This window comes from Streptococcus sp. HF-2466 (assembly GCF_015594645.1).
GTDB lineage: Bacteria > Bacillota > Bacilli > Lactobacillales > Streptococcaceae > Streptococcus > Streptococcus anginosus.
Genome location: NZ_JADNQU010000002.1, coordinates 82,406 through 107,146 on the forward strand (window position 1 = coordinate 82,406; position 24,741 = coordinate 107,146).

22 protein-coding genes and 1 other RNA gene are annotated in these 24,741 nt (G+C 39.8%); 19 read left to right on the plus strand and 4 right to left on the minus strand.

What is annotated here, in order from left to right:
• Positions 1-289 precede the first annotated feature (289 nt).
• On the minus strand, positions 290-1,531 hold the full coding sequence (gene pbp3 / locus IYQ91_RS03085) for a D-alanyl-D-alanine carboxypeptidase PBP3 (protein ID WP_195673043.1): 1,242 nt from the start codon (positions 1,529-1,531) through the stop codon (positions 290-292).
• A 157-nt stretch (positions 1,532-1,688) separates the two neighbouring features.
• On the opposite strand from pbp3, the gene IYQ91_RS03090 reads away from it, so the two are divergent.
• From IYQ91_RS03090 to pepC, 9 genes are all read left to right on the plus strand, one after another.
• Positions 1,689-3,032: a DEAD/DEAH box helicase gene (locus tag IYQ91_RS03090; RefSeq protein ID WP_195673044.1), complete on the plus strand. Its 1,344-nt coding sequence runs from the start codon at positions 1,689-1,691 to the stop codon at positions 3,030-3,032.
• A gap of 159 nt (positions 3,033-3,191) precedes the next feature.
• Positions 3,192-4,001: an amino acid ABC transporter permease gene (locus tag IYQ91_RS03095; RefSeq protein WP_195673045.1), complete on the plus strand. Its 810-nt coding sequence runs from the start codon at positions 3,192-3,194 to the stop codon at positions 3,999-4,001.
• Positions 4,001-4,744 carry an amino acid ABC transporter ATP-binding protein gene (locus tag IYQ91_RS03100; protein WP_195673046.1) on the plus strand — a complete coding sequence of 248 codons (744 nt, stop codon included), beginning with the start codon at positions 4,001-4,003 and terminating at the stop codon, positions 4,742-4,744. Before IYQ91_RS03095 ends, IYQ91_RS03100 begins: the two co-directional genes overlap by 1 nt.
• Before the next feature lie 108 nt (positions 4,745-4,852).
• Positions 4,853-5,077, plus strand: coding sequence for a DUF4059 family protein (locus tag IYQ91_RS03105; protein ID WP_003025868.1), 225 nt, complete (start codon positions 4,853-4,855; stop codon positions 5,075-5,077).
• 62 nt (positions 5,078-5,139) lie between these two features.
• Positions 5,140-6,051: a thioredoxin-disulfide reductase gene (gene trxB, locus IYQ91_RS03110; protein ID WP_003025866.1), complete on the plus strand. Its 912-nt coding sequence runs from the start codon at positions 5,140-5,142 to the stop codon at positions 6,049-6,051.
• A gap of 379 nt (positions 6,052-6,430) precedes the next feature.
• Positions 6,431-7,807, plus strand: coding sequence for an amino acid permease (locus tag IYQ91_RS03115; protein ID WP_195673047.1), 1,377 nt, complete (start codon positions 6,431-6,433; stop codon positions 7,805-7,807).
• A gap of 215 nt (positions 7,808-8,022) precedes the next feature.
• Positions 8,023-9,483, plus strand: a complete 1,461-nt coding sequence (locus IYQ91_RS03120; protein ID WP_195673048.1) for a nicotinate phosphoribosyltransferase — start codon at positions 8,023-8,025, stop codon at positions 9,481-9,483.
• Positions 9,480-10,304, plus strand: coding sequence for an ammonia-dependent NAD(+) synthetase (gene nadE / locus IYQ91_RS03125; protein WP_195673049.1), 825 nt, complete (start codon positions 9,480-9,482; stop codon positions 10,302-10,304). Before IYQ91_RS03120 ends, nadE begins: the two co-directional genes overlap by 4 nt.
• A 147-nt stretch (positions 10,305-10,451) precedes the next feature.
• Positions 10,452-11,789 carry an aminopeptidase C gene (pepC, locus tag IYQ91_RS03130; protein ID WP_021001315.1) on the plus strand — a complete coding sequence of 446 codons (1,338 nt, stop codon included), beginning with the start codon at positions 10,452-10,454 and terminating at the stop codon, positions 11,787-11,789.
• Between the two features lie 315 nt (positions 11,790-12,104).
• Here the strand turns inward: pepC and pbp1a are convergent, their stop codons facing one another.
• A complete protein-coding gene (pbp1a, locus tag IYQ91_RS03135; RefSeq protein ID WP_195673050.1) occupies positions 12,105-14,273 on the minus strand; it encodes a penicillin-binding protein PBP1A in 2,169 nt (722 codons plus the stop codon).
• A complete protein-coding gene (recU, locus tag IYQ91_RS03140) occupies positions 14,266-14,868 on the minus strand; it encodes a Holliday junction resolvase RecU (RefSeq protein WP_024052121.1) in 603 nt (200 codons plus the stop codon). Before recU ends, pbp1a begins: the two co-directional genes overlap by 8 nt.
• A gap of 69 nt (positions 14,869-14,937) precedes the next feature.
• On the opposite strand from recU, the gene IYQ91_RS03145 reads away from it, so the two are divergent.
• The 7 genes from IYQ91_RS03145 to ahpF all read left to right on the plus strand — a co-directional run bounded on the left by IYQ91_RS03145 (position 14,938) and on the right by ahpF (position 21,199).
• A complete protein-coding gene (locus IYQ91_RS03145) occupies positions 14,938-15,465 on the plus strand; it encodes a DUF1273 domain-containing protein (RefSeq protein WP_195673051.1) in 528 nt (175 codons plus the stop codon).
• A gap of 69 nt (positions 15,466-15,534) precedes the next feature.
• Complete coding sequence (gene gpsB, locus IYQ91_RS03150; RefSeq protein WP_003036439.1) at positions 15,535-15,876, plus strand: cell division regulator GpsB; 342 nt, start codon at positions 15,535-15,537, stop codon at positions 15,874-15,876.
• Between the two features lie 13 nt (positions 15,877-15,889).
• Positions 15,890-16,256, plus strand: an RNA gene (rnpB, locus tag IYQ91_RS03155) — RNase P RNA component class B.
• 55 nt (positions 16,257-16,311) lie between these two features.
• Positions 16,312-17,466 carry a THUMP domain-containing class I SAM-dependent RNA methyltransferase gene (locus tag IYQ91_RS03160; RefSeq protein ID WP_195673052.1) on the plus strand — a complete coding sequence of 385 codons (1,155 nt, stop codon included), beginning with the start codon at positions 16,312-16,314 and terminating at the stop codon, positions 17,464-17,466.
• 12 nt (positions 17,467-17,478) lie between these two features.
• Entirely contained in the window at positions 17,479-18,987 is a 1,509-nt protein-coding gene (locus tag IYQ91_RS03165; protein WP_195673053.1) for a cell division site-positioning protein MapZ family protein, read from the plus strand.
• A gap of 102 nt (positions 18,988-19,089) precedes the next feature.
• The gene (ahpC, locus tag IYQ91_RS03170) at positions 19,090-19,656 is read left to right on the plus strand and encodes an alkyl hydroperoxide reductase subunit C (protein ID WP_003036466.1); all 567 of its coding nucleotides are present in this window, start codon (positions 19,090-19,092) and stop codon (positions 19,654-19,656) included.
• Positions 19,657-19,666: 10 nt separating this feature from the next.
• Entirely contained in the window at positions 19,667-21,199 is a 1,533-nt protein-coding gene (gene ahpF, locus IYQ91_RS03175) for an alkyl hydroperoxide reductase subunit F (protein WP_195673054.1), read from the plus strand.
• A 46-nt stretch (positions 21,200-21,245) separates the two neighbouring features.
• On the opposite strand, the gene IYQ91_RS03180 is transcribed toward ahpF, so the two are convergent.
• Positions 21,246-21,728, minus strand: a complete 483-nt coding sequence (locus IYQ91_RS03180; protein ID WP_003025827.1) for an S-ribosylhomocysteine lyase — start codon at positions 21,726-21,728, stop codon at positions 21,246-21,248.
• Positions 21,729-21,944: 216 nt separating this feature from the next.
• Between IYQ91_RS03180 and IYQ91_RS03185 the strand changes: the two genes are divergently transcribed.
• The 3 genes from IYQ91_RS03185 to rpoZ all read left to right on the plus strand — a co-directional run bounded on the left by IYQ91_RS03185 (position 21,945) and on the right by rpoZ (position 24,683).
• On the plus strand, positions 21,945-23,552 hold the full coding sequence (locus IYQ91_RS03185) for a ribonuclease Y (protein WP_049507081.1): 1,608 nt from the start codon (positions 21,945-21,947) through the stop codon (positions 23,550-23,552).
• Between the two features lie 164 nt (positions 23,553-23,716).
• A complete protein-coding gene (gene gmk, locus IYQ91_RS03190) occupies positions 23,717-24,343 on the plus strand; it encodes a guanylate kinase (protein WP_049516857.1) in 627 nt (208 codons plus the stop codon).
• Between the two features lie 25 nt (positions 24,344-24,368).
• Positions 24,369-24,683, plus strand: a complete 315-nt coding sequence (rpoZ, locus tag IYQ91_RS03195) for a DNA-directed RNA polymerase subunit omega (RefSeq protein ID WP_003031464.1) — start codon at positions 24,369-24,371, stop codon at positions 24,681-24,683.
• The last annotated feature ends 58 nt before the right edge of the window (positions 24,684-24,741 follow it).

A 24,741-nucleotide genomic window follows, 5' to 3' on the forward strand; every position in this document is an offset into this window, starting at 1 on the left:
GACGAAAACTTTGTTTTCTTTATCTGCCACCTCGACAGTCTCTCAGGCTGTTGAGCAACCTTGTGGGAATGAGACTACAAACTAAAAATTTTTGATTTTGAGTTTTGTCACATTCCCAATTACTATTGAATGAGCTACAATATGTTCTATATCAACTTTTACAGCCTATTTGTCATCAAGTTACATTTGCTTATTTCCAACCTCAAAAGCTTCCTCAAGTCTTTCGAGCTATGCGGAGATGAACGATGAAATCAAGCTTCTACGAAATACTGATTTCTATTTCGCTCGTTTATAATTTTTCATTGACATATTGGACGAATTCATTCCACCATGATTTGAGGAAGAAAGGACGACCAATTTTCTCCGCTGAAAGCATGGAAATAGTTGGTGGCTTCTTGTCAAGATAGCCTTTTCCAATCAAATCATTATCAGTATAGGTCAATTTCCCAATAACGATACCCTTTTTTAAAGGAGTGGGATAACCGTTTTTATCAGTTGTAAAATGAACAGTCGGTTTTTTATGATTGTATCTCCGCACAATGGTGAGTTTTTCACTAGCAACAGCAGTGACTTCATCTTTTTGACCGTTAATGACGCGGGCAGAGCTTTTATTGTAGGCTTCACCTTTTTTCACAAGAGTTTGGACTGTGAATTGTTGATAAATATAGGTCATAAATCTAGAGGTAGCCGTAAAGCGGGCATTCTCATCCTCATCTGCATGATCAACATTGAGGAGAACCGTAATCAAACGCATCCCTCTTTGCTGGATTGTTCCGACAAAGGAAGAGCCTCCTTTATCAGAAGTTCCAGTCTTGAGGCCATCTACTCCGGCTCGAAAGGCGGGCATATTTTTGAGCATGTGGTTGGACGATGTAAGCGTCATGCCTGCAAAGTTAGACGTAGCTTTTTGGGTGATTTCTAGAACTTCTGGGTAATCAAGGATTAAACGCCGAGCAATAATTGCAACATCGTGGGCGCTCATTTTATTTTCGTCTTCTTTTCCTGAACCAGGATAAATATGTTCCTCTCCTAAAACAGAATTATTCAGCCCAGAAGCATTGATGATAGTAGTACCTTTGATTCCCCATTGTTGCAATTTAGCTTTCATCAAATCCACAAATTTTTTCTCACTGCCAGCGACTTTTTCAGCCAAGGCAATCGCTGGACTATTAGCACTTGCTATTAAAGAAGTTTCTAACAATTCTTCGACAGTATATTTTCTAGCTTCCAAAGGAACGTTACTGGCGTTCGGATTAACGGTTAGTTGATAAGGGTAGTCAGAAATATCTACGGAAGTTTGTAAAGTGAATTTTCCCTGATGAATCGCTTCATAGACTAAATAGGCTGTTAGTAGTTTAGTAATAGAAGCAATTTCAACTGGCTGATTAGCATCTTTTTCATACAAAATTTTTCCGGTTGCAACGTCAACTGCAATAGCATGCTTAGCACCTACTTCAAAGTTGTCTGCTAAAACCGTAGGAGCTAGGAAGATCAAGAGAGTCGTTACAAGAGTAATAATAAATTTTTTCATGGTCATCCCTTTTTTGTAAACTTATTATTATTGTACCATAAAATAAGGAGAGCTTCATAGAAAAGGGAGGAAATAAGAAGAGAAAAACATGATTCATTTTTATTTTTAAAGCAAGTTCTGGTATAATAGATAGGATAAGAGACGAATAGAGGAAAACATGAAATTTACAGAATTTAAGTTTAAAGATTATATCCAAGAGGCACTCAAGGATTTGAACTTTGTTGAGGCGACAGAAGTTCAGGAAAAACTCATTCCGGTTGTGCTTGCTGGTCGAGATTTGGTGGGAGAGTCCAAAACAGGTTCAGGGAAAACTCACACTTTCTTGTTGCCGATTTTTCAAACGCTGAATGAAGATGCAGATAGTGTTCAGGTCGTCATTACCACTCCTAGTCGTGAGTTGGCTAGGCAGATTTATCAGGCTGCACGCCAAATTGCTACTTTTTCTGATAAGGAAATTCGAGTTGCTAACTATGTCGGTGGAACTGATAAAAATCGTCAGATTGGGAAATTGAGTTCCAGTCAGCCGCACATTGTCATTGGTACGCCGGGACGTATTTATGATTTGGTCGAATCAGGTGACTTAGCCATTCATAAGGCGCATACTTTTGTCGTTGATGAAGCAGATATGACGCTTGATATGGGATTTTTAGTGACGGTGGATAAGATTGCGTCTAGTTTGCCGAAGGATTTGCAATTTCTAGTCTTTTCTGCAACCATTCCGCAAAAATTGCAGCCATTTTTAAAAAAATATCTATCTAACCCGGTCATTGAGCAAATCAAAACCAAAACAGTTATTTCAGATACCATTGAAAATTGGCTGATTTCGACAAAAGGACGTGATAAGAATGCGCAGATTTATGAAATCACACAGCTCCTACAGCCTTATCTAGCTATGATTTTTGTCAATACTAAAACACGAGCGGATGAATTGCATAGCTATTTGACAGCGCAAGGTCTCAAGGTGGCAAAGATTCATGGGGATATTGCACCGCGGGAGCGAAAACGGATTATGAATCAGGTGAAGAACCTAGATTTTGAATACATTGTTGCGACAGATTTAGCTGCGCGGGGAATTGATATTGAAGGCGTTAGTCATGTCATCAATGATGCGATTCCGCAAGATTTGTCCTTCTTCGTTCACCGAGTGGGACGAACTGGCAGAAATGGTCTATCGGGAACAGCCATTACACTTTATCAACCGAGCGATGATTCAGATATTCGTGAGCTGGAAAAATTGGGCATTCACTTCATTCCCAAGATGATTAAAAACGGAGAATTTCAAGATACCTATGACCGCGATCGTCGTGTCAATCGTGAAAAAACGCAGGAAAAATTGGACACGGAAATGATTGGTCTGGTTAAAAAGAAAAAGAAGAAAATCAAACCGAGCTATAAGAAAAAAATCCAGTGGGCTGTCAATGAAAAACGCCGTAAGACAAAAAGAGCTGAAAAACGCGCACGCGGTCGTGCAGAAAGAAAAGCGAAACGTCAAAGTTTTTAGTCTTAAAATTTCTTTATCACTCTCATAAATAAAAACAATTATTCTTTAGAGAACGAATGTGATAGACTAGTCTTGCTAGTCTATTTTTATCGTAGTAAATAATTGGTGAAATAAAAAAATTGTGATAGAATTAGACATTATCGAGAAAGGGAAGTTACTATGATTGTTACAACAGCGATTTTAACCTCTAATTGGTATCAAGAATTGGTTCAAAAGATTCCAGACGGACAGCTTTTTAGCTGGCGCTCTGTGTTTGACGGACTACCAAGAATTATCGAAAAATTACCAACAACACTACTACTGACCTTAGGAGGAGCTTTTTTTGGCTTGATTTTGGCTCTCATTTTTGCTATTGTCAAAATCAACCGTGTGAAAATTTTATATCCTCTGCAGGCTTTTTTCGTTAGTTTTTTGCGAGGGACACCAGTGCTTGTTCAGCTCATGCTGACTTATTATGGGATTCCTTTGCTTCTGAAGGCCATCAACTTGCGATTCGGTACGGGTCTGAATATCAATGCTATTCCAGCCTATCTATTTGCGATTGTAGCTTTTGCATTTAATGAAGCAGCTTACGCCAGTGAAACTATTCGAGCAGCGATTTTATCAGTGGATTCTGGAGAGATTGAAGCGGCTCGTAGTTTGGGAATGACAAATGGGCAGGTTTACTGTCGTGTTATTATTCCTAATGCTGCTGTGGTTGCTACACCGACCTTGATTAACTCTTTGATTGGCTTGACCAAGGGAACTTCTCTGGCTTTTAGTGCAGGAGTTGTTGAGATTTTTGCTCAAGCGCAGATTTTGGGTGGTGCGGATTACCGTTACTTTGAGCGCTTTATCTCGGTTGCTCTTGTCTATTGGGCTGTGAATATTGTGATTGAAGCATTTGGGCGGTTTATCGAAAAGAAAATGGCGATTGAAGCGCCTGATAATCTCAATCCACAAATACAGGCGAAAGGAGATGTTCGATAATGATTCGTATTTCAAATCTCAGCAAATCCTTTTCTGGACAAATGATTTTAAACAATCTTAGTTTAGAGATTCAAAAAGGAGAAGTGGTTGCTTTAATTGGTTCATCTGGTGCAGGAAAATCTACTTTCTTACGCAGTTTGAATTATCTGGAACAGCCAGACAGCGGCACGATTGCCATTGATGATTTTACTGTTGATTTTTCTAAGATTAGCAAGGAAGAAATCCTAACCTTGCGACGAAAGTTAGCTATGGTGTTTCAGCAGTTTAATCTCTTTGAGCGCCGAACGGCTTTGGACAATGTCAAAGAAGGTTTATTGGTTGTAAAAAAATTCTCAGACCAAGAAGCAACGAATCTTGCCAAAGAAGAATTGGCAAAAGTTGGTCTGTCAGACCGTGAAAATCACTATCCACGCCATCTGTCAGGTGGACAAAAACAGCGTGTCGCTTTGGCGCGTGCGCTTGCGATGAAGCCAGATGTTCTGCTTTTAGACGAGCCAACATCAGCGCTTGATCCTGAACTAGTAGGGGAAGTTGAAAAATCTATTGCAGATGCAGCCAAGGCTGGTCAGACCATGATTTTAGTCAGCCATGACATGTCTTTTGTGTCTCAAGTGGCAGACAAGGTACTCTTTTTAGATAAGGGGCACATCATTGAAATGGGAACTCCAGATGAAATAATGAACCACCCTAAAGAAGAACGCACAAAAGAATTTTTTGCCAGTTACAAACGGACATATATTTGATATAATAGAAAAAGAAGCCCAGTTGGCCTTGCTAGCTGGGTTTATTTTCAAGTTTGCGGCATTTGTTTTGAATGCCTTTAATAAAAGTTAGTTAATAGAGGAGTGGCTATGCTGTCTCAAGTTTTTTTACTCTATCTAGAGAGTTTACTGATTACGGCGCTATTGGTAGGGAGTTTTCTAGGATTATGGATTGGGCTTCGTGCTGTTCGGCGTGTTGATAAAACAATCAAAGATCGACAAGCTCATCTGTATGATATGCTATTGATTGCAGTGATGACGATTCCGATTTTATCCTTTGCAATGATGGGGATTCTGCTTATCTTCAGAGCATAATGTTTGAAAAAAGAGCTTAATAACGTTAGAATAACAATGATTACAATAAAGGAAGTAAATTTATGTACGACACAATTATTATTGGAGCTGGACCAGCAGGCATGACAGCTGCGCTTTATGCTGCTAGAAGTAATCTTAAAGTGGCTCTTTTGGAACGTGGCATTCCAGGCGGACAAATGAACAATACCTCAGATATTGAAAATTATCCTGGATATGCTAATATCAGTGGTCCAGAACTAGCCGAAAAAATGTTTGAACCGCTCGAAAATTTGGGAGTGGAGCATTTGTTTGGCTCTGTTGAAAAAATCGAACACCAAGGAGCAATAAAAAAAGTCTTTACAGAAGATGAGATTTTTGAAACCAAGACGCTTATTATTGCGACTGGAGCTGTTCATCGTCATCTAGGAGTTCCGGGTGAAGAAGAATTAAACAGCCGCGGGGTGTCTTACTGTGCAGTCTGTGACGGAGCCTTTTTCCGAGATGAAGATTTGCTTGTGGTCGGTGGAGGCGACTCTGCGGTGGAAGAGGCTGTATTTTTGACTCGTTTTGCAAAAACGGTGACGATTATTCATCGGCGCGATGAATTGCGAGCTCAAAAGTTACTACAAGAACGTGCATTTGCCAATGAAAAAATTCATTTTATCTGGGATTCAGTTGTGAAGGAAATCAAAGGTGACAAGCGCGTTAGCAGCGTTATGGTAGAGAATGTCAAAACGGGTGAAATATCTGAACATGAATTTGGCGGTGTCTTTATCTATGTTGGTTTAGATCCAGTTAGTGAGTTTGCCAAAGATTTGGGCATTACCAATGAAGCAGGCTGGATTGTAACCGATAATCATATGAAAACGGCTATTTCTGGCATCTATGCTATTGGAGATGTTCGCGAAAAAGATCTTCGCCAAGTAACGACAGCTGTCGGTGACGGAGCGGTTGCAGGGCAAGAAGTCTACAAGTATATCACAGAGAATTTTTAGAGCGAAAGACCAAAATCATCTTGAAAATTTTTGGTTCGTAGTCTCAGCCACGCAAGGCTTCTCAGCAGTCTCTCAGACTGTTTAGGTAGTGGATAAAAAACGAAGTGTTGGACAAAGGTACTCATTTGAACTGGCAAAGCGAATCGCCTTTAGACTTTCGTTCCAGCATTAAGTGTACTCTAAACGCACGATATAAACAAAGGAAGCTGAGCACTTATTCCAGCTTCTTTTTGATTAATAAAAAGACAGTGATACATTGGAAAATTAGAAATGAAAGGGCTTCTTTTGATTTGTTCAATTCTCGTGCTCTCATAAATGACTAGTGAAATTGTCAGAATTGTGGTAAAATGGAAAAGTTCATGTGAAAAGGAGGCTTCGTATGAGTGAAAAGAATTTTGAAAATAATAAGAATAAAATGGAACGTGGCTTAAAAAATCGTCATGTCCAAATCATTGCTATTGCTGGGACAATTGGAACGGGTCTCTTTTTAGGAGCAGGACGTTCGATTAGTCTGACAGGGCCGTCAATTATTCTCATTTACATGTTGACCGGCGTCTTTATGTATTTGATGATGCGGGCGATTGGAGAGATGTTGTATTATGATCCAGACCAGCACACATTTATCAACTTCATTACCAAGTATCTTGGGAATGGCTGGGGCTATTTTTCCGGTTGGTCCTATTGGATTTCTCTCATTTTTATCGGTATGGCAGAAATCACGGCAGTTGCACAATATGTCCAATTTTGGTTTCCGACTTGGCCGGCATGGCTGATTCAAATCGTCTTCCTTGCTGTTTTGAGTATGGTCAATCTGATTGCAGTCCGAGTTTTTGGTGAAGTTGAATTTTGGTTTGCCATGGTCAAGATTGTAGCGATTATTGCTTTGATTGTGACAGCGATTTTTATGGTGTTGACAGGCTTTAAAACGCCCAATGGTGTAGCCAGCATCAGCAATATCAGTCAAAATTTCCAATTATTTCCTAATGGTTTTATGAGTTTTGTCATGGGCTTTCAAATGGTCTTCTTTGCTTATCAAGCTATTGAATTTATTGGAATCACAACGTCTGAAACGGCAAATCCTCGGCAGGTATTGCCAAAGGCTATTAAAGAAATCCCCTTGCGGATCGTTCTTTTCTACGGTGGCTCTTTGCTTGCAATTATGGCGATTATCCCTTGGCGGGATTTAGCAACCACAGATTCTCCCTTTGTGATTGTTTTCAAGTTGGCAGGCCTTAAATGGGCAGCAGCTTTGATTAACTTTGTCGTATTGACTTCAGCTGCTTCAGCTTTGAACTCTACCTTGTATTCGACTGGGCGTCATTTGTATCAAATTGCACATGATTCACCTAATCGCTTTTTGAATGGAATCGGTGCTGGGAAATTATCCAGACAAAATGTTCCGCAAAACGCTATTTTGACCTCAGCGGTAGTGATTGCATTAGCTGCTTTTATTCAGGTGTTACCAGGAGTATCAGACTCCTTTGCTTTGATTACTGCTTCTTCATCAGGAGTTTATATTGCTATCTATGCACTCACTATGATTGCTCACCTGAAATACAGAAAATCAAAAGAATTTATGGCAGATGGCTATCTAATGCCAGCCTATAAGTTTCTCAATCCTCTTACTTTGCTCTTCTTTGCCTTTGTATTTATAACCCTCTTTTTACAAAAATCAACCGTTGTAGGAGCAATCGGTTCAGCTATTTGGATACTTGTATTTGGTATTTATAGCCAATTGAAATTTAAAGATAAATAATAATATAATAAAACCAAGGATAAATTTGCGACTTTTTTAAAGTTGTTCCAAATGCACCTTGGTTTTTAAGATGTTTTAAAACTGAAAATTTAAACAGCGCAATACAACAGAAAACTTGAGAATAGTTATTTAAACACCTAAAGTTGAACAAGATTTCCTCTTGCTCTTTTGATTTGTGGTATAATAAGTAAAAATACATCTTACAAGGAGTCGTTATGTATCCAGATGATAGTTTAACCTTGCATACGGATTTGTATCAAATCAACATGATGCAAGTTTATTTTAGAAGAAATATTCATAATAAACGAGCTGTTTTTGAAGTTTATTTTCGGAAAGAGCCCTTTCATAGTGGCTATGCGGTTTTTGCTGGCTTGGAGCGGATGGTTCATTATTTAAATCATTTGACATTTTCAGATAGTGATATTGCCTATCTTCGTTCTCTTGACTATGATGAAGAATTTTTAGACTATTTAGCAAATTTGAAATTGGAATTAACAGTGCGGTCTGCACAAGAGGGAGACTTGGTCTTTGCGAATGAACCCATTGTTCAAGTAGAAGGTCCTCTTGCTCAATGTCAATTAGTGGAAACTGCCTTATTAAACATTGTCAACTATCAAACCTTGGTAGCGACAAAAGCAGCTCGGATTCGCTCAGTCATCGAAGATGAGCCTTTAATGGAATTTGGTACACGCCGAGCACAGGAAATGGATGCGGCTATCTGGGGAACTCGTGCGGCAGTGATTGGTGGAGCAAATGGAACCAGTAATGTTCGTGCTGGAAAGCTCTTTGATATTCCAGTCTTAGGAACGCATGCTCATGCTCTCGTCCAAGTCTATGGAAATGACTATGAAGCTTTTAAGGCGTATGCTGAAACGCACCATGACTGTGTTTTCTTGGTGGATACCTATGATACATTCCGCCTCGGTGTGCCTGCAGCGATTCAAGTAGCGCGTGAAATGGGGGATAAAATCAATTTCCTTGGAGTGCGGATTGATTCAGGGGATTTGGCTTATATTTCTAAAAAAGTCCGCCAGCAACTGGATGAAGCTGGTTTTCCAAATGCTAAAATCTACGCTTCTAACGACTTGGATGAAAATACAATCCTCAACTTAAAAATGCAAAAGGCCAAGATTGATGTGTGGGGTGTTGGAACTAAGCTCATCACGGCTTATGACCAACCAGCACTGGGAGCCGTTTATAAGATTGTGGCTATTGAAGATGAACATGGCAATTTGCGTAATACGATTAAGCTCTCTAATAATGTGGAAAAAGTATCAACGCCGGGTAAAAAACAAGTTTGGCGGATTACTAGCCGTGCAAAAGGCAAGTCAGAAGGAGACTATATCACTTATGATGGCGTAGATGTGAATGCTATTGCCGAGTTAGAAATGTTTCACCCAACTTACACCTACATCAATAAAACAGTGACAAATTTTGACGCAGTACCTCTTTTAGTTGATATCTTTAAACAAGGCCAACTCGTATACCAATTGTCAACCTTAACAGAAATCCAACAATATGCTCGCAAGGAGTTTGATAAGTTATGGGACGAGTACAAACGTGTCCTCAATCCGCAAGATTATCCTGTGGATTTGGCGCGTGATGTATGGCAAGACAAGGTTGATTTGATTGATCAAATGCGCAAAAAAGCGAATCAAATGGGAGAAACAAAATGACCTTACAAGAAACGATTATCCAGCAATTAGGCGTGAAACCTGTCATTGACCCAGAGGAAGAAATCCGTAAATCCATTGATTTTTTAAAGGATTATCTTAAAAAACATTCTTTTTTGAAAACCTATGTTTTGGGAATTTCGGGCGGACAAGATTCAACTTTGGCAGGACGTTTGGCGCAACTGGCAATAGAGGAAATGCGTGCGGAGACTGGCGATGCTAGCTATCAATTTATCGCAGTGCGTTTGCCATATGGGGTGCAGGCTGATGAAGAGGATGCACAGCGAGCTCTTGCTTTTATCCAGCCGGATGTCAGTCTTGTGGTCAACATCAAAAAAAGTGCAGATGCTATGACAAAGGCGGTTGAGGCTACAGGAGCAACGGTCTCAGACTTCAATAAAGGCAATATTAAAGCTCGCAGTCGCATGATTGCGCAATATGCTTTAGCAGGCTCTTATAAAGGAGCAGTGGTTGGAACGGATCATGCCGCAGAAAACGTCACAGGATTCTTTACGAAATTTGGTGATGGTGGTGCAGACATTCTACCACTTTATCGTCTCAATAAACGGCAAGGTAAGCAACTGTTGGCTACCTTGGGCGCTGATTCTGCCCTCTATGAAAAAGTACCAACAGCAGACCTGGAAGAAGAAAAGCCAGGCATTGCAGATGAAGTCGCTCTCGGTGTCACTTACAACGAAATTGATGACTATTTGGAAGGTAAAACCATTTCTGACCAAGCGAAAGCAAGGATTGAATCTTGGTGGCACAAAGGGGAGCACAAGCGTCATTTGCCGATTACAATCTTCGATGATTTTTGGAAATAAGCAGGAGAATTGTTCTGACTTATGTTTTTTAAAATACGTCGGTTACTAAAATCAGCTGTATAACAAAAAGTTAGGTGCGCCTAACTTTTTGTTTGAAGAATTTTGAAAATAAGCTATAATAATGTTTAGAATTAGAAGGAGGTATCTATGAATTCTATAGATCAACAATTTACAGATAAATTATATGCAAATTATGAAGCAACTGCTAAGTATGCTGCAATTGAAAATGCAGTTAGCCACAATGGTTTATTAACATCGCTTGAAAAGCGCAGCAGTGCAATTGAAAACAATCCTGTGTTTTCCATTGATTTAACCAAAGATAAAGTCAGCAATCAAAAAGCGTCTGGACGTTGCTGGATGTTTGCAGCGCTCAATACATTCCGTCATAAAATGATTGCAGGCTTTCAATTGGAAGAATTTGAATTGTCTCAAGCGCACACATTCTTTTGGGATAAATATGAAAAATCCAACTGGTTTTTAGAGCAAGTCTTAGCAACAGCTGACCAAGACTTAACCAGTCGCAAAGTGAAATTCCTCTTAGATACGCCTCAACAAGACGGCGGACAATGGGATATGGTTGTGGCACTTTTTGAAAAATATGGAGTTGTTCCAAAATCAGTTTACCCAGAATCCATTTCATCTAGCAATAGCCGTGAGCTCAACCAATATCTCAATAAATTACTCCGTCAAGATGCACAAATCTTGCGTGATTTGGTTACTAGTGGAGCAGATGCGACAGCTATTCAAGCTAAAAAAGAAGAGCTCTTGCAAGAAATCTTTAATTTCTTAGCAATGTCACTTGGACTCCCACCTCGTACTTTTGATTTTGCTTATCGTGATAAAGATAACAATTTCCACAGTGAAACTGGACTGACACCACAAGCATTTTACAAAAAATACGTGGATCTTCAATTAGATGACTACGTTTCAATCATCAATGCTCCTACAGCTGACAAACCATACGGCAAATCTTATACAGTTGAGATGTTAGGAAATGTCGTAGGAGCACGTGATGTTCGTTATTTGAATGTTAATATGGAGCGTTTGAAAGAGCTGGCTATTGCTCAAATGCAGGCTGGAGAAACTGTTTGGTTTGGTTCTGATGTCGGTCAATCTAGCAACCGCAAAGCGGGCGTTATGGTTAATGACATGTACGATTTCACATCAAGCATGGATATTGAATTGACACAAGATAAGGCAGGACGTTTGGATTACAGCGAAAGTCTCATGACCCATGCTATGGTCTTGACAGGTGTTGATTTGGATGAAAATGGAAAATCAACAAAATGGAAAGTAGAAAATTCTTGGGGTGACAAAGTCGGAGACAAAGGTTATTTTGTTGCCAGCGACGACTGGATGGACGAGTACACTTATCAAATCGTTGTCCGTAAGGAATTCTTAACAGCAGAAGAACTAGCTGCTTATGAAGCAGAACCAAAAGTACTTGCCCCATGGGATCCAATGGGAGCTTTGGCTAGTAAATAATAAGAATTAAAAAGAAGCGGTATAAAAAATTTTGATACTTAATGAAAATCAAATTGCAAACTAAGAGATGAGTCCGTAAGCAGATTAAAAGAGGAGCTTTTGAGATCGCAGACGAAACTGACAAAGTTTGAAGAGATTTTCATAAGGTATAAGACTGCTTCATGGTGATTTCATCAGGAATTGAAATATTAAAAACACGAACAATCTTATAGCCAGTTATTTACTGGTCTTGATTGTTCGTGTTTTTTAATTTTTACAAAACTCTGATTTGAAGGTGTTAACTTTTAAACGGCTTGGCTTTCAGGAACTTGTTCATTATCGGTTTCGTGAAGGAGGAGTTTCTGAATTTCCACCGCCATTAGGAGAACTTGCAGACGTAGAAGCACTCGGTTCTGTACTTGATGAAGCAGAGCTGCTTGATGACTCTTGGGTAGAACTTTCTTGGCTACTTGAAGAAGATGATGATTCTTCAAGACTCGAACTGGAAGTAGAATTATAATAATTTCCTTGGTATCTATTAGTGGAATTGGCTAAAAAGACATAATTTCCGCTACGATAAAGGCCGCTAGGCATTTCCCAGTCTTCTGTCCCGCTTTCAGACAAGTAAGACATCATCGCACGGTAAACATCTGTTGCGACTTTCACACCATCGTCCAGAACGGGAGTAAGACGATTAGTGTAACCTGTCCATACCGCCATTGAATATTTCTGCGTATAACCAACAAAGAGTTCATCAGGAGTCACAACACTAGAGCCACCATAAGGCTTCGTTAGTTTCGCTAGTTCATCATCGGAATAGTTGGAAGTTCCTGTTTTACCGGCTTGATAGACACCAGATATAGCTGCATTGGTCCCAGTACCAGATGTAAGAACTGTTTTCAGCATATTTGTCATCATGTAAGCTGTTGTTTCTTTCATTGCGGTTGTACCTTGATTAGAGAAATCTTTTGAGGTTCCATCGCTAAAGACAACACGGCTGACATATTGTGGTTTGTAATAAGTTCCACCATTTGCAAAAGCAGCATAGGCAGCAGCCATTTTTTCACTGCTGGCACCATATTTTCGATCGGATTTTGTCGTGTTACTTGAAATGGCATTTGCATATACCATATCTGGATAATTAATGCCCAGTCCGCTTAGGAATTTCTTAGACTTGCTGAGTCCGACGGCTTCTAACGTCTTGACAGCTGGAACGTTCCGAGACTCTTGAAGTGCATACTGAATGGTGATGTTTCCAAAATAGCGCATATCCCAGTTGTAGACTGGAGTAGTTGTTCCAGGATAATTATAAGGAGCATCACTAATGTAAGCAGCCGTAGAAGTGTAAATGCCATTTTCAATGGCTGGAGCGTAATCCGTGATCGGTTTCATGGTTGAGCCCCAGTCGCGATTGGTTTCAACCGCTTGGTTAGTACCAAAAGAAACATTTGAAGCTTGATTTCGGGCGCCTAGTTGAGCAATCACCTTACCAGTTGTAGCATCTATAATGGTAGAAGCTACTTGTAATTCATCATCTGGATAAGCAACATATTCATTGCTATTATAAATGTTCCAAAGGCGTTCTTGAGCCGCTCTGTTTACGTTTGTATACACTTCCATTCCCGTCGTCAGCAAGTTATAACCCGTTTCTTCTTGGACTTGCTCAATAACTTGCTTTAAGTAGTTATCCATGTAAGCAGGATAAGAAGCTGAATTTTTTAAGCTTTGCAGACCATCTGTGACGGGTGTATTGACTGCTTTTTCATATTGCTCAGCAGAGATGTATTTGAGTTTATACATTTCTGACAATACAAGATTGCGACGATTTTTGGCTGCTTCTGGTTTTGTATAAGGGTCGTATTGGTTTGGTGCCTGAGGCATCCCCGCCAATAAAGCAGTTTGAGCTAAGCTCAAGTCTTTCAAATCTTTGCCGTAATAACTTTGAGCAGCTGTTTGCATACCGTAGTTACCATTTGACATATAGACCTTATTTACATAGTATGTAATAATTTCTTGCTTAGTGGCTTTGCGCTCCAATTGAATAGCTAACCAGGCTTCTTGAATTTTCCGTGATAGTGTTTGGTCGGCACTTGAAGTGGAGAAGTAGGTCAGTTTAATCAACTGTTGAGTCAACGTTGACCCTCCTTGTCGATTTCCTCTGCGCAGATTATTCAAGAAAGCACCCAAAATACGAACAGAGTCCACGCCGCGATGATTGAAGAAACGGTGGTCTTCAATTGCAACGATAGCTCGTACTAAGTCAGTTGGAATATCACTTGTTGCCGCATTGACCCTTTTTTCAGAACCTAAGTCAGCAACAAGATTGTTTTCACTATCATAGATTTTACTGGAAGTTGTGGCGACTAGTTTCTTTTCTGACAAGGCAGGTGCCTTGTGAACTTGATAGAGAAAAATTCCTCCACCAGCTACAACTCCAAGCATAAATAATGTAATGAGACCGATAGCTACATATTTTGCAGCTGTCAGTAAAGATTGCTTATTCATTTATTTTACCACCTAGTAAATTTTGTTGAATGATTTCAAGATAGGGAATGCTAGGAAGACCATTCTGTGAGATAGAATATCCATGCTTTTGAATGTAGTCAAGTGGCATGGACTTTTTCCCCTTGTCAATCTTGAAGAAGTTAATTAAATAAGGAGCAGGAAGTAGATATGTCAATTTTAAGGCTGAAAAGTGCAATAAAACGAAGCAAATTCCTCCTTGTTTGACGACTTGTTCCATGTGCTTGATTTGATGAGCATGAAAATTTTTCATCGGCATGGAAGCTTTTTGATGTGTTTCTTTTGCTTCAAAATCTATATAATGTCCCTGATAGACACCAGAATAGTCTGTTGTAGAGGCTTGTCGAAAGTAGGCTTCAACAATTTTTGCCCGACTACGTCTGGGATAATCCACTTTTACAATCTGAATAGGGGTCGGCTTCTTGTGAATGACCGCTAAATCGTGACTAAGATAATAATCATTCGTTTCATTGATCATTTTTTCAAACGACATTCCCCGATTCGCAAAGTCAACGGACTTCTTTTTGGGAAGTCTTAATGAATTTCGAGAGGGAACTTTATGTGGATAGTTGACCATATATCTCCTTATTGGTACAATAACATCACTCTATTATAACATAAAAAAGGAAATAAAGGGATAATTTAAGTGGTTAGCGTACTAATAGTGGGTTATCGGAATTTTGATTTGGGAATTTTTAATGACAAAGACCCTCGAATCAAGATTATTAAAAAAGCCATTCAGCGAGATTTAACGCGTTTATTGGAAGAAGGTGCGGAGTGGCTGATTTTCACTGGGAATTTAGGTTTTGAAGTTTGGACACTAGAGGTTGCAAAAGAATTGCAGCAAGATTACGATTTTCAAATTGCGACGATTTTTACTTTTGAGAATCAAGGTGAAAGCTGGAATGAAGCCAATCAAGAAAAATTAAGTCGTTTTAAACAGGTGGATTTTGTTAAATACGCCTATCCTCATTATGAAAATCCCAGCCAATTTCGTGATTACAATCACTTTCTACTCAGTAATACAGACGGGGCTTATATTTTTTACGATGAAGAAAATGAAACAAATTTAAAGTATCTTTACCAAATGATGAAGAAACAAGAACAATATTTTATCAAACAATTAACATTTGATGACTTGAATGAGGTCGCAGAAAATTTTTCCGAAAATTAGATGTTTAACCTTGATTTTTGCGGCTCATTTTTTATATAATTAAAGTAATGAACGAGAATGGAGAGAGAAATGGCTAGTATTATTTACACACCGAAAGATATTTTTGATCAAGATTTTAAAGTTGGCGTCCGTGGATATAGCAAGGTTGAAGTGGACGAATTTTTAGATGATGTCATTAAAGATTACGAAACGTATGCTGCTTTGGTAAAGGAACTGCGTGAAGAAAATGCTCGTTTGAAAGCAGAACTCGCTAAAAAGTCAAATGAGGCGGCAACTTCCCCTTTGACGCAATCTATCATGGAAACCCCTCAAGTGGCATCTGCTACGCTGACAAATTTTGATATTTTAAAACGTTTAAATCGTTTGGAAAAAGAAGTATTCGGCAAGCAAATCTTAAATAACGAAATTTAATAAGTAATGTGCAATTTTTGGATAATCGCGTGAGAATATTTTATTTTCATGAGGAAAGTCCATGCTAGCACGGGCTGTGATGCCCGTAGTGTTTGTGCTAGGTGAAACAATAAGCCTAGGGACGGAAGTATCCGTTACGGCGACTGAAATGGCTAAGTCTTTGATAAGTCAAAATAGGTCTGAAAGTGCCACAGTGACGTAGTTTTTGTGGAAACACAAGAAGTGGAACGCGGTAAACCCCTCAAGCTAGCAACCCAAACTTTGGTCGGGGCACGGAATGCGTGGAAACGAACGCAGCATTCTGACTGGAAACAGTAGACAGATGATTATCGAAGGAAATGATACCTAGTTATTTCTGGAACAAAACATGGCTTATAGAAAGTTGCATATAGGTTTAGCTAGCGTATTATGCTAGCTTTTATTTTGAGAGGACGAATGAAAACAAAATTTAAGTTGATTGCGACTGCTGCGGCTGGTTTAGAGGCTGTGGTTGGTCGTGAAATCAGAAATCTTGGCTTAGAATGTCAAGTGGAAAATGGGCGCGTGCGTTTTGACGGAACTGTTGAAACCATTATTGAAACTAATCTCTGGTTGCGTGCAGCAGACCGCATTAAGATTGTTGTTGGCAGTTTTCCGGCTAAGACCTTTGAGGAATTATTCCAGAGTGTTTTTGCTTTGGATTGGGAAAACTATTTACCGCTTGGAGCAAAATTTCCAATTGCCAAGGCAAAATGTGTCAAATCAAAACTTCACAATGAACCAAGTGTGCAAGCTATTTCTAAAAAAGCAGTAGTCAAAAAGTTGCAAAAGCACTATGCTCGACCAGAGGGTGTTCCCCTAATGGAAAATGGAGCTGAGTTCAAGATTGAAGTTTCTATTTTGAAAGACGTGGCAACTGTTTTAATCGATACGACAGGCTCTAGTCTCTTTAAACGTGGCTATCGGGCTGAAAAAGGTGGCGCACCGATTAAAGAAAATATGGCGGCTGCGATTCTGCTCTTATCCAATTGGTATCCAGATAAGCCCTTGGTTGATCCGACCTGTGGTTCAGGAACTTTCTGTATTGAAGCAGCTATGATTGGCATGAATATGGCGCCGGGGCTTCATCGCCATTTTGCGTTTGAAGAATGGAATTGGGTTGACTCAGACTTGGTTGGGCGTGTTCGTGCTAGAGCTTTAGGACAGATTAAGCAAGACATTCAGCTTGATATTTTAGGAACTGATATTGATGCACGTATGGTGGAGATTGCCAAACGAAATGCCGAAGAAGCAGGTGTTCCTGAGCAGATTCTTTTCAAGCAAATGCGCTTGCAGGATTTGCATACCGACAAGATAAATGGTGTCATTGTTTCCAATCCCCCTTATGGAGAGAGATTGCTGGATGATGATTCTGTAACCAAGCTTTATCAAGAAATGGGGCAGACTTTTGCACCACTAAAAACGTGGAGCAAGTTTATCTTGACGAGTGATGAAGCGTTTGAAGCAAAATTTGGCAGTCAAGCCGATAAAAAACGAAAACTCTATAACGGGACTTTAAAAGTTGATTTGTACCAATATTTTGGTCAGAGAGTCAAACGCCAAATAGATTAGAAAGGATTTGCCGTGAGTAAAGACGAAAAACATTTGCCAGAACAAGAAGAAAAAGAATCAATTCTTGATTTTGAAACAGCTAAAGAAATGACAGTTGGTCAAGCTGCTCGAAAAAGCGAAGAACTTGAAGCAGGGGTGACGGAAGAGGATAATGTGCTGGATAAATACATTAAACAGCACCGTCAAGAAATTGAAGCAGGAAAATTTTCGGCTCAACCTGCAGAAGAAATGTCTGAAGCAGAAGATCAAGAACAACTGAGCCAGTTAGACTTGGCAGAATTTATCCAGGAGATGCACGATGAGGTTCAAGAGGAAGCCCCCCTAGAATCTGCAGAGGTAGCGTCTGAGGAGTCTGCCTTTGATGAAACAGTAGCTGCACTTGCAGCCAGCGAAGCGGAACCGCAAGAAACTTCAGAAGAAAACAGTACACAAACTCCAGAGGAGTTAGAGGCTGAGACAAAAATAATGGAACCAATTCAGCCTGAAATGGATGATATTCCTGTGAGTTCAACTGAGTCAACGGAAAGCTATCCGACTTTTACAGCGTTAGATGAAGAAATGGAAACGGAGAAAGTTCCATTTTATAAAAATAAGAAAGTCCTCTATTCTGCAGCGAGTGTTATTTTACTGGCTTTAATCGGCGGAACAGCTTATCTGTCTTTGAACAAAAAGCAAGCGAAAACAACCACAACTTCAACGAGCCAAACAAGTAAATCTTCTACCACTTCTAGCTCTGAAAATAAGAATTTGAAAGCTTTCAACAGCCTTTATGATTCATTCTTTACAGATGCCAATAAATTGGCTTTGAAAAACAGCAGTTTCGGAAACTTAAACAAACTAAAAGCAGCATTGGAAAAATTAAAAAACACCAACGAGTACAATGTTGCCAAAGCAAAATACGATAGCTTGGTCAAACAAGTTGAGGCTGTTCAAAATGTGAATGCGCAATTCACTTCAGCAGCTATTACAGATGGTGTTTTGGATACTAAAGCAAAGGTTAAGGCTGATGCTAAATTTACAGATGTCACAACTGGAAATACGGACTTGGATAAGGTGTTGAAATCTGCGATTAGCTTAGGCAAGAGCCAGCAAGTAGTAACGCCAGCTCCTCAGACAGAAGAAGCCGCAACTGTTGCACCGTCACAAAGCTCCGCTCAACCACCTGTAGCAGAACAACCAGCTTCTGTACCAGCGCAAACAACTGCTCCAGCAGCACCAGCGTCAGGCACGAATTTACAGCGTCATTTAAGTCGAGTACCATACGACCAAACTAAAATTAACGACAGTAATAATCCAGCTTGGAATTTCAATCCTGGTGTGTTAGAAAAAATCTTAGCAACCTCACGGGAACGTGGCTATTTCACAGGAGATAATTATATTCTTGAACGTGTGAATATTATCAACGGAAATGGTTATTACAATTTATTTAGAACAGACGGAACCTACCTCTTTAGTATTAACTGTAAAACGGGTTATTTTGTAGGAAATGGCGCGGGTTACGCAGATGCTTTGGATTATTAGGAAACGTTTTCAAGCAAGATATTAGACACTAAAAATCTTATAGGCTATAATGGGCTTATAAGATTTTTATTTTATTATAAAACTAATTTTGGAGGTAATCTTATGTCACTTATTGGTAAGGAAATTGTCGAGTTTACAGCAGATGCTTATCACGCTGGAAACGGGAAATTTATCACAGTTTCTAGTGAAGATTTAAAAGGTCATTGGAGCGTTGTCTGCTTCTATCCTGCTGATTTTTCATTTGTTTGTCCGACTGAGTTGGAGGACTTGCAAGAGCAGTATGCAGCTCTTAAAGAACTAGGTGTGGAAGTTTATTCTGTTTCAACAGATACGCATTTTACACATAAAGCTTGGCATGATCATTCAGATGCCATTGGAAAACTTGAATACATCATGATTGGCGATCCATCTCATGCTATTTCACTTGGTTTTGATGTGTTAGATGAAAGTGGATTGTCTCAACGCGGTACTTTTATCATTGACCCAGATGGTGTTGTACAGGCACTTGAAATCAATGCAGACGGTGTTGGGCGCGATGCTTCTGTCTTGATTGACAAAATCCATGCTGCACAATATGTTCGGAGTCATCCAGGTGAAGTTTGCCCAGCTAAATGGAAAGAAGGAATTGAAACACTGACTCCAAGTCTTGATTTAGTTGGTAAAATTTAAGGAGGCTTATATGGCTTTAGATGAAACAATTAAAGCACAACTGAAGCAATACTTGGAACTTTTAGAATCTGATGTTGTATTTCAAGCTTCTTTAGGTCAAGATGAGCGTTCTGAGCAGGTGCGGGCTTTTCTAGAGGAAATTGTAGCAATGTCTCCACGTTTATCACTGGAAAATATAGAGACTAACCGCAAGCCAAGTTTTACCGTTACACAAGTGGGGCAAGCAGGGCGTGTGCAGTTTGCAGGACTTCCCTTAGGGCATGAATTTACATCTTTTGTGCTAGCTTTGCTGCAAGTCTCTGGTCGCGCACCAAAAGTAGAAGATGCTGTTATAAAACGAATTCAAGCTATTAAGCAGCCACTTCATTTTGAAACTTATGTTAGCCTAACCTGCCATAATTGTCCAGATGTTGTTCAAGCACTGAATACAATGACTGTGCTGAATCCAACTATCAGCCACACAATGGTCGAAGGAGGCATGTTTAGACAAGAAGTTGAAGACAAAAAGATTATGGCTGTTCCAACGGTTTTTCTAAATGGTGAAGAATTTGCAAATGGTCGTATGACAGTTGAGCAACTGCTTGATAAGATTTCTGGACCTGCTTCAAGTGAGGAATTTGACAATAAAGAACCATTTGATGTGTTGGTTGTTGGAGGCGGACCTGCAGGGAGCAGTGCAGCGATTTATGCCGCTCGTAAAGGCATTCGTACTGGTATGGTCGTTGAAACTTTTGGTGGACAGGTGATGGAGACCGTTGGTATTGAAAATATGATTGGTACTCCTTATACAGAAGGACCTAAGCTGATGGCGCAGGTAGAAGAACATGCCAAGAAATATCCAATTGATATCATGAAGAATCAACGTGTGAAAAACATCGAGAAAAAGGATTTGATTGAAGTGGAGCTTGAAAATGGCGCAGTTCTGAAAGCAAAAACGGCCGTTCTTTCTGTTGGTGCTCGCTGGCGAAATGTCAACGTCCCTGGTGAAGAAGAATTCCGGACGAAAGGTGTAACCAATTGTCCACATTGCGATGGTCCTATTTTTACAGGTAAAAAAGTGGCTGTTATCGGTGGAGGCAATTCTGGAATTGAAGCAGCAATTGACTTAGCTGGTCTGGCAGAGCATGTTTATGTACTAGAATTTCTACCAACTTTGAAAGCTGATCAAGTGTTGCAAGACAGGGTACAGCAACTTAAAAACGTGACGGTTCTAACCAATGTAGCTACAAAAGAAATTCATGGTTCCGATCAAGTTGAAGCCATTACTTATCTCGATCGTGCGAATAATGAAGAACATAAAATTGAACTCAGCGGTGTCTTTGTTCAAATTGGTCTTTTGCCAAATACAGATTGGCTTAAGAATAGTTCAGTTGCTTTAAATGAGCGTGGTGAAATCATTGTTGACAAACATGGTGCAACAAATGTGCCAGGAATTTTTGCAGCAGGTGATTGTACAGATAGCGCTTATAAACAAATCATTATTTCAATGGGGTCAGGAGCAACAGCAGCTTTGGGGGCATTTGATTATTTGATTCGTCAATAAAAAGAAAACGTGTAGGAAATCTGAGATTTCCTACACATTTTTAAGTTTATACAAGATGACGCTCGAAGGCATTATCAGAAATGCCTTTCTCTAAGATCAGTTTGCACCATTCTTTAGCGGAAAAAAGGCTGTGATCTTTGTAATTGCCACAAGATTCGATAGTCGTACCAGGGACATCATCCCAAGTGGTTATTTCAGCAATTTCCTCTAAAGATGCCTTGATGATTTTGGCAATTTCAGTTGAGCTATGCTGACCCCACATAATCATGTGGAATCCTGTCCGACAGCCAAAAGGTGAGCAATCAATCATGCCGTCAATGCGAGTACGAATGAGCTTAGCTAGCAGATGTTCAATCGTATGAAGTCCAGCGGTCGGAATGGCATCTTCATTAGGCTGTACTAGACGAACATCAAAGTTGGAAATGATGTCCCCTTTAGGTCCCACCTCTTCGCCAATCAAGCGTACGTAGGGGGCTTTGACAATCGTGTGATCTAACTCAAAACTTTCAACAATGACTTCTTTGACCATAAATAGAACTCCTTTTGCTTTTAATAAATTATACCATATTTTGCTCTAGCAAAGAAAAAAATTTCTACTTAACAAAGCCTGTCAGGAAAAAGGATTTGCAAAAAAGAATGTGAAAACAGTCACGTATTTATAAGAATTTAGTTTGTGAAAAATCGATTTTTATGATAAAATAATTAAGAATTTTACAATTCAATATCAATAATTTGAGGTAAAAACATGGAAATGATTTTTGCAGGTGTTTTTGCCGTCATCATTGGTTTAGTCATTGGATATGTAAGTATCACAGTTCGCATGAAATCTGCGAAAGAAGCTGCGGAACTTACTCTTTTAAATGCTGAACAAGAAGCAACTAATTTACGTGGACAAGCTGAGCGCGAAGCGGATTTGTTATTAAAAGAAGTGAAGCGCGAAAGTAAATCCCTTAAAAAAGAAGCACTGTTAGAGGCAAAAGAAGAAGCCAGAAAATATCGAGAAGAAGTTGAGGCAGAATTTAAATCTGATCGTCAAGAATTGAAGCAATTGGAAAGTCGTTTGACAGAACGTGCGACAAGTCTTGATCGTAAAGATGACAATTTGACCAACAAAGAAAAAATACTCGAGCAGAAAGAACAAAGTATTTCTGATAGAAACAAAAACCTTGAGGCGCGTGAAAACAAACTGACAGAGTTGGAGCAGCACAAAGAAGCAGAATTAGAGCGTGTTGCTTCACTTTCACAAACTGAAGCCAGAGATATCATTCTCACTCAGACTGAGGATAAGTTATCAAAGGAAATTGCGACGCGTATTCGTGAAGCAGAGCAAGAAGTCAAAGAACGTTCTGATAAAATGGCAAAGGATATTTTAGTCCAAGCCATGCAACGGATTGCAGGTGACTATGTTGCGGAGCAAACCAATTCAACAGTTCATCTGCCGGATGATACGATGAAGGGTCGCATTATTGGACGTGAAGGTCGGAATATTCGAACCTTTGAAAGTTTAACGGGTATTGATGTCATTATTGATGACACACCAGAAGTGGTGACTTTATCTGGTTTTGATCCTATTCGACGTGAAATTGCACGCATGACAATGGAAGCCTTGTTGAAAGACGGTCGTATCCACCCAGCTCGCATTGAAGAATTAGTAGAGAAAAATCGTCTGGAAATTGACCATAAGATTCGTGAATATGGTGAAGCAGCGGCTTATGAAATCGGTGCACCAAACTTACATCCGGATTTGATGAAGATTATGGGACGCTTGCAATTCCGTACGTCATATGGGCAAAATGTATTGCGTCATTCTGTTGAAGTTGCTAAGTTGTCTGGTGTTATTGCGAGTGAACTCGGTGAAAATGCTAACTTAGCTCGCCGTGCAGGCTTCCTTCACGATATTGGAAAGGCTATTGACCGTGAAGTGGAAGGTAGCCACGTGGAGATTGGAACAGAATTGGCTCGTAAGTATAAGGAACATCCAATTGTGGTCAATACAATTGCCAGTCATCATGGTGATGTAGAACCTGAAAGTGTGATTGCAGTTATTGTTGCAGCAGCTGATGCGCTTAGTGCGGCTCGTCCAGGTGCTCGCAGCGAATCCCTTGAAAGTTATATCAAGCGCCTGCAAGACTTGGAAGAAATTGCCAATAGCTTTGAGGGTGTGAAAAATAGCTTTGCCTTACAAGCGGGGCGTGAGATTCGGATTATGGTCAACCCTGGTCAAATCAAAGACGATAAGATTACTATTTTGGCTCATGATGTGCGTGAAAAGATTGAGAACAACCTCGAATATCCGGGCAATATCAAAGTGACGGTCATTCGGGAAATGCGTGCTGTGGATTATGCGAAATAGATATTGCTAAGAATGAATGTTTATCTAGCTAGTGTATAATTTTAGGCAGGTAAGAGTAACTTGCAATGTTTTCTCAAAAAACAAGCATCTACCTATGCTAAAAAGCAGTTGAAAAAATACTGCTTTTTTGTTACACTAGATAGAAAGACAATGAAGGAGATATGATGGCGGATCGTGGCTTGTTAATCGTTTTTTCTGGTCCCTCAGGTGTGGGGAAGGGAACGGTTCGACGTGAGATTTTTGAAAGCTCAGACAATCAGTTTCAATACTCTGTGTCCATGACAACTCGTGCTCAACGTCCCGGTGAAGTGGACGGGATTGACTATTTTTTCCGTACGCGAGAAGAGTTTGAGGAGTTGATTCGACAAGGTCAGATGTTGGAGTATGCAGAGTATGTTGGCAACTACTATGGAACTCCTTTGACCTATGTGAATGAAACCTTAGATAAAGGAATTGATGTTTTCCTTGAGATTGAAGTTCAAGGGGCGCTTCAGGTGAAGAAAAAAGTTCCAGATGCTGTCTTTATCTTTTTGACACCACCTGATTTGGCGGAATTGCAAGATCGCTTAGTGGGACGTGGAACAGATAGTGCCGAAGTAATCGCCAAACGCATTGCCAAAGCAAGAGAAGAAATTGCTCTCATGCGCGAATATGACTATGCGATTGTCAATGATGAAGTTCCGTTAGCGGCTGAGCGCGTCAAACGCGTCATTGAAGCTGAACATTTCCGAGTGGAACGTGTTATAGGTCACTATCAAGATATGTTGTCAGAACAACTTTCAGTAAGATAAGAATTTAGAAATTAGGTACAAGATTATGATGTTAAAACCTTCAATTGACACCTTGCTTGATAAGGTGCCTTCAAAATACTCCTTGGTGATTCTTGAAGCAAAACGTGCTCATGAATTGGAAGAAGGAGCAGCTCCGACTCAAGAGTTTAAGTCCGTCAAATCGACACTTCGTGCTTTAGAAGAAATCGAATCTGGCAATGTCGGGATTCACCCAGATCCTGAAGGCAAGCGAGAAGCAGTTCGTCGACGTGCTGAGGAAGAACGCTTGCGCAGAGAAGAAGAAGAACGTAAAATCAAAGAACAAATTGCGAAGGAAAAAGAAGAGGGTGAAAAGATTTAAGGTTGGGTCAGCTCAATCTTATTTTTTCTTTTAATGAGAAGTGAGAGGTGGTGAGAAT

Excerpts from the sequence above, each read along its gene's own strand:
- recU (WP_024052121.1), bottom strand. The coding sequence starts at position 14,868 with ATGGTCAACTATCCACATAAAGTTCCCTCTCGAAATTCATTAAGACTT.
- IYQ91_RS03160 (WP_195673052.1), top strand. The coding sequence starts at position 16,312 with ATGAAAACAAAATTTAAGTTGATTGCGACTGCTGCGGCTGGTTTAGAG.
- trxB (WP_003025866.1), top strand. The coding sequence starts at position 5,140 with ATGTACGACACAATTATTATTGGAGCTGGACCAGCAGGCATGACAGCT.
- ahpC (WP_003036466.1), top strand. The coding sequence starts at position 19,090 with ATGTCACTTATTGGTAAGGAAATTGTCGAGTTTACAGCAGATGCTTAT.
- IYQ91_RS03115 (WP_195673047.1), top strand. The coding sequence starts at position 6,431 with ATGAGTGAAAAGAATTTTGAAAATAATAAGAATAAAATGGAACGTGGC.
- IYQ91_RS03120 (WP_195673048.1), top strand. The coding sequence starts at position 8,023 with ATGTATCCAGATGATAGTTTAACCTTGCATACGGATTTGTATCAAATC.
- rpoZ (WP_003031464.1), top strand. The coding sequence starts at position 24,369 with ATGATGTTAAAACCTTCAATTGACACCTTGCTTGATAAGGTGCCTTCA.
- gpsB (WP_003036439.1), top strand. The coding sequence starts at position 15,535 with ATGGCTAGTATTATTTACACACCGAAAGATATTTTTGATCAAGATTTT.
- IYQ91_RS03100 (WP_195673046.1), top strand. The coding sequence starts at position 4,001 with ATGATTCGTATTTCAAATCTCAGCAAATCCTTTTCTGGACAAATGATT.
- nadE (WP_195673049.1), top strand. The coding sequence starts at position 9,480 with ATGACCTTACAAGAAACGATTATCCAGCAATTAGGCGTGAAACCTGTC.
- pbp1a (WP_195673050.1), bottom strand. The coding sequence starts at position 14,273 with ATGAATAAGCAATCTTTACTGACAGCTGCAAAATATGTAGCTATCGGT.
- ahpF (WP_195673054.1), top strand. The coding sequence starts at position 19,667 with ATGGCTTTAGATGAAACAATTAAAGCACAACTGAAGCAATACTTGGAA.
- gmk (WP_049516857.1), top strand. The coding sequence starts at position 23,717 with ATGGCGGATCGTGGCTTGTTAATCGTTTTTTCTGGTCCCTCAGGTGTG.
- IYQ91_RS03095 (WP_195673045.1), top strand. The coding sequence starts at position 3,192 with ATGATTGTTACAACAGCGATTTTAACCTCTAATTGGTATCAAGAATTG.
- IYQ91_RS03185 (WP_049507081.1), top strand. The coding sequence starts at position 21,945 with ATGGAAATGATTTTTGCAGGTGTTTTTGCCGTCATCATTGGTTTAGTC.
- IYQ91_RS03090 (WP_195673044.1), top strand. The coding sequence starts at position 1,689 with ATGAAATTTACAGAATTTAAGTTTAAAGATTATATCCAAGAGGCACTC.
- IYQ91_RS03180 (WP_003025827.1), bottom strand. The coding sequence starts at position 21,728 with ATGGTCAAAGAAGTCATTGTTGAAAGTTTTGAGTTAGATCACACGATT.
- pbp3 (WP_195673043.1), bottom strand. The coding sequence starts at position 1,531 with ATGAAAAAATTTATTATTACTCTTGTAACGACTCTCTTGATCTTCCTA.
- IYQ91_RS03105 (WP_003025868.1), top strand. The coding sequence starts at position 4,853 with ATGCTGTCTCAAGTTTTTTTACTCTATCTAGAGAGTTTACTGATTACG.
- pepC (WP_021001315.1), top strand. The coding sequence starts at position 10,452 with ATGAATTCTATAGATCAACAATTTACAGATAAATTATATGCAAATTAT.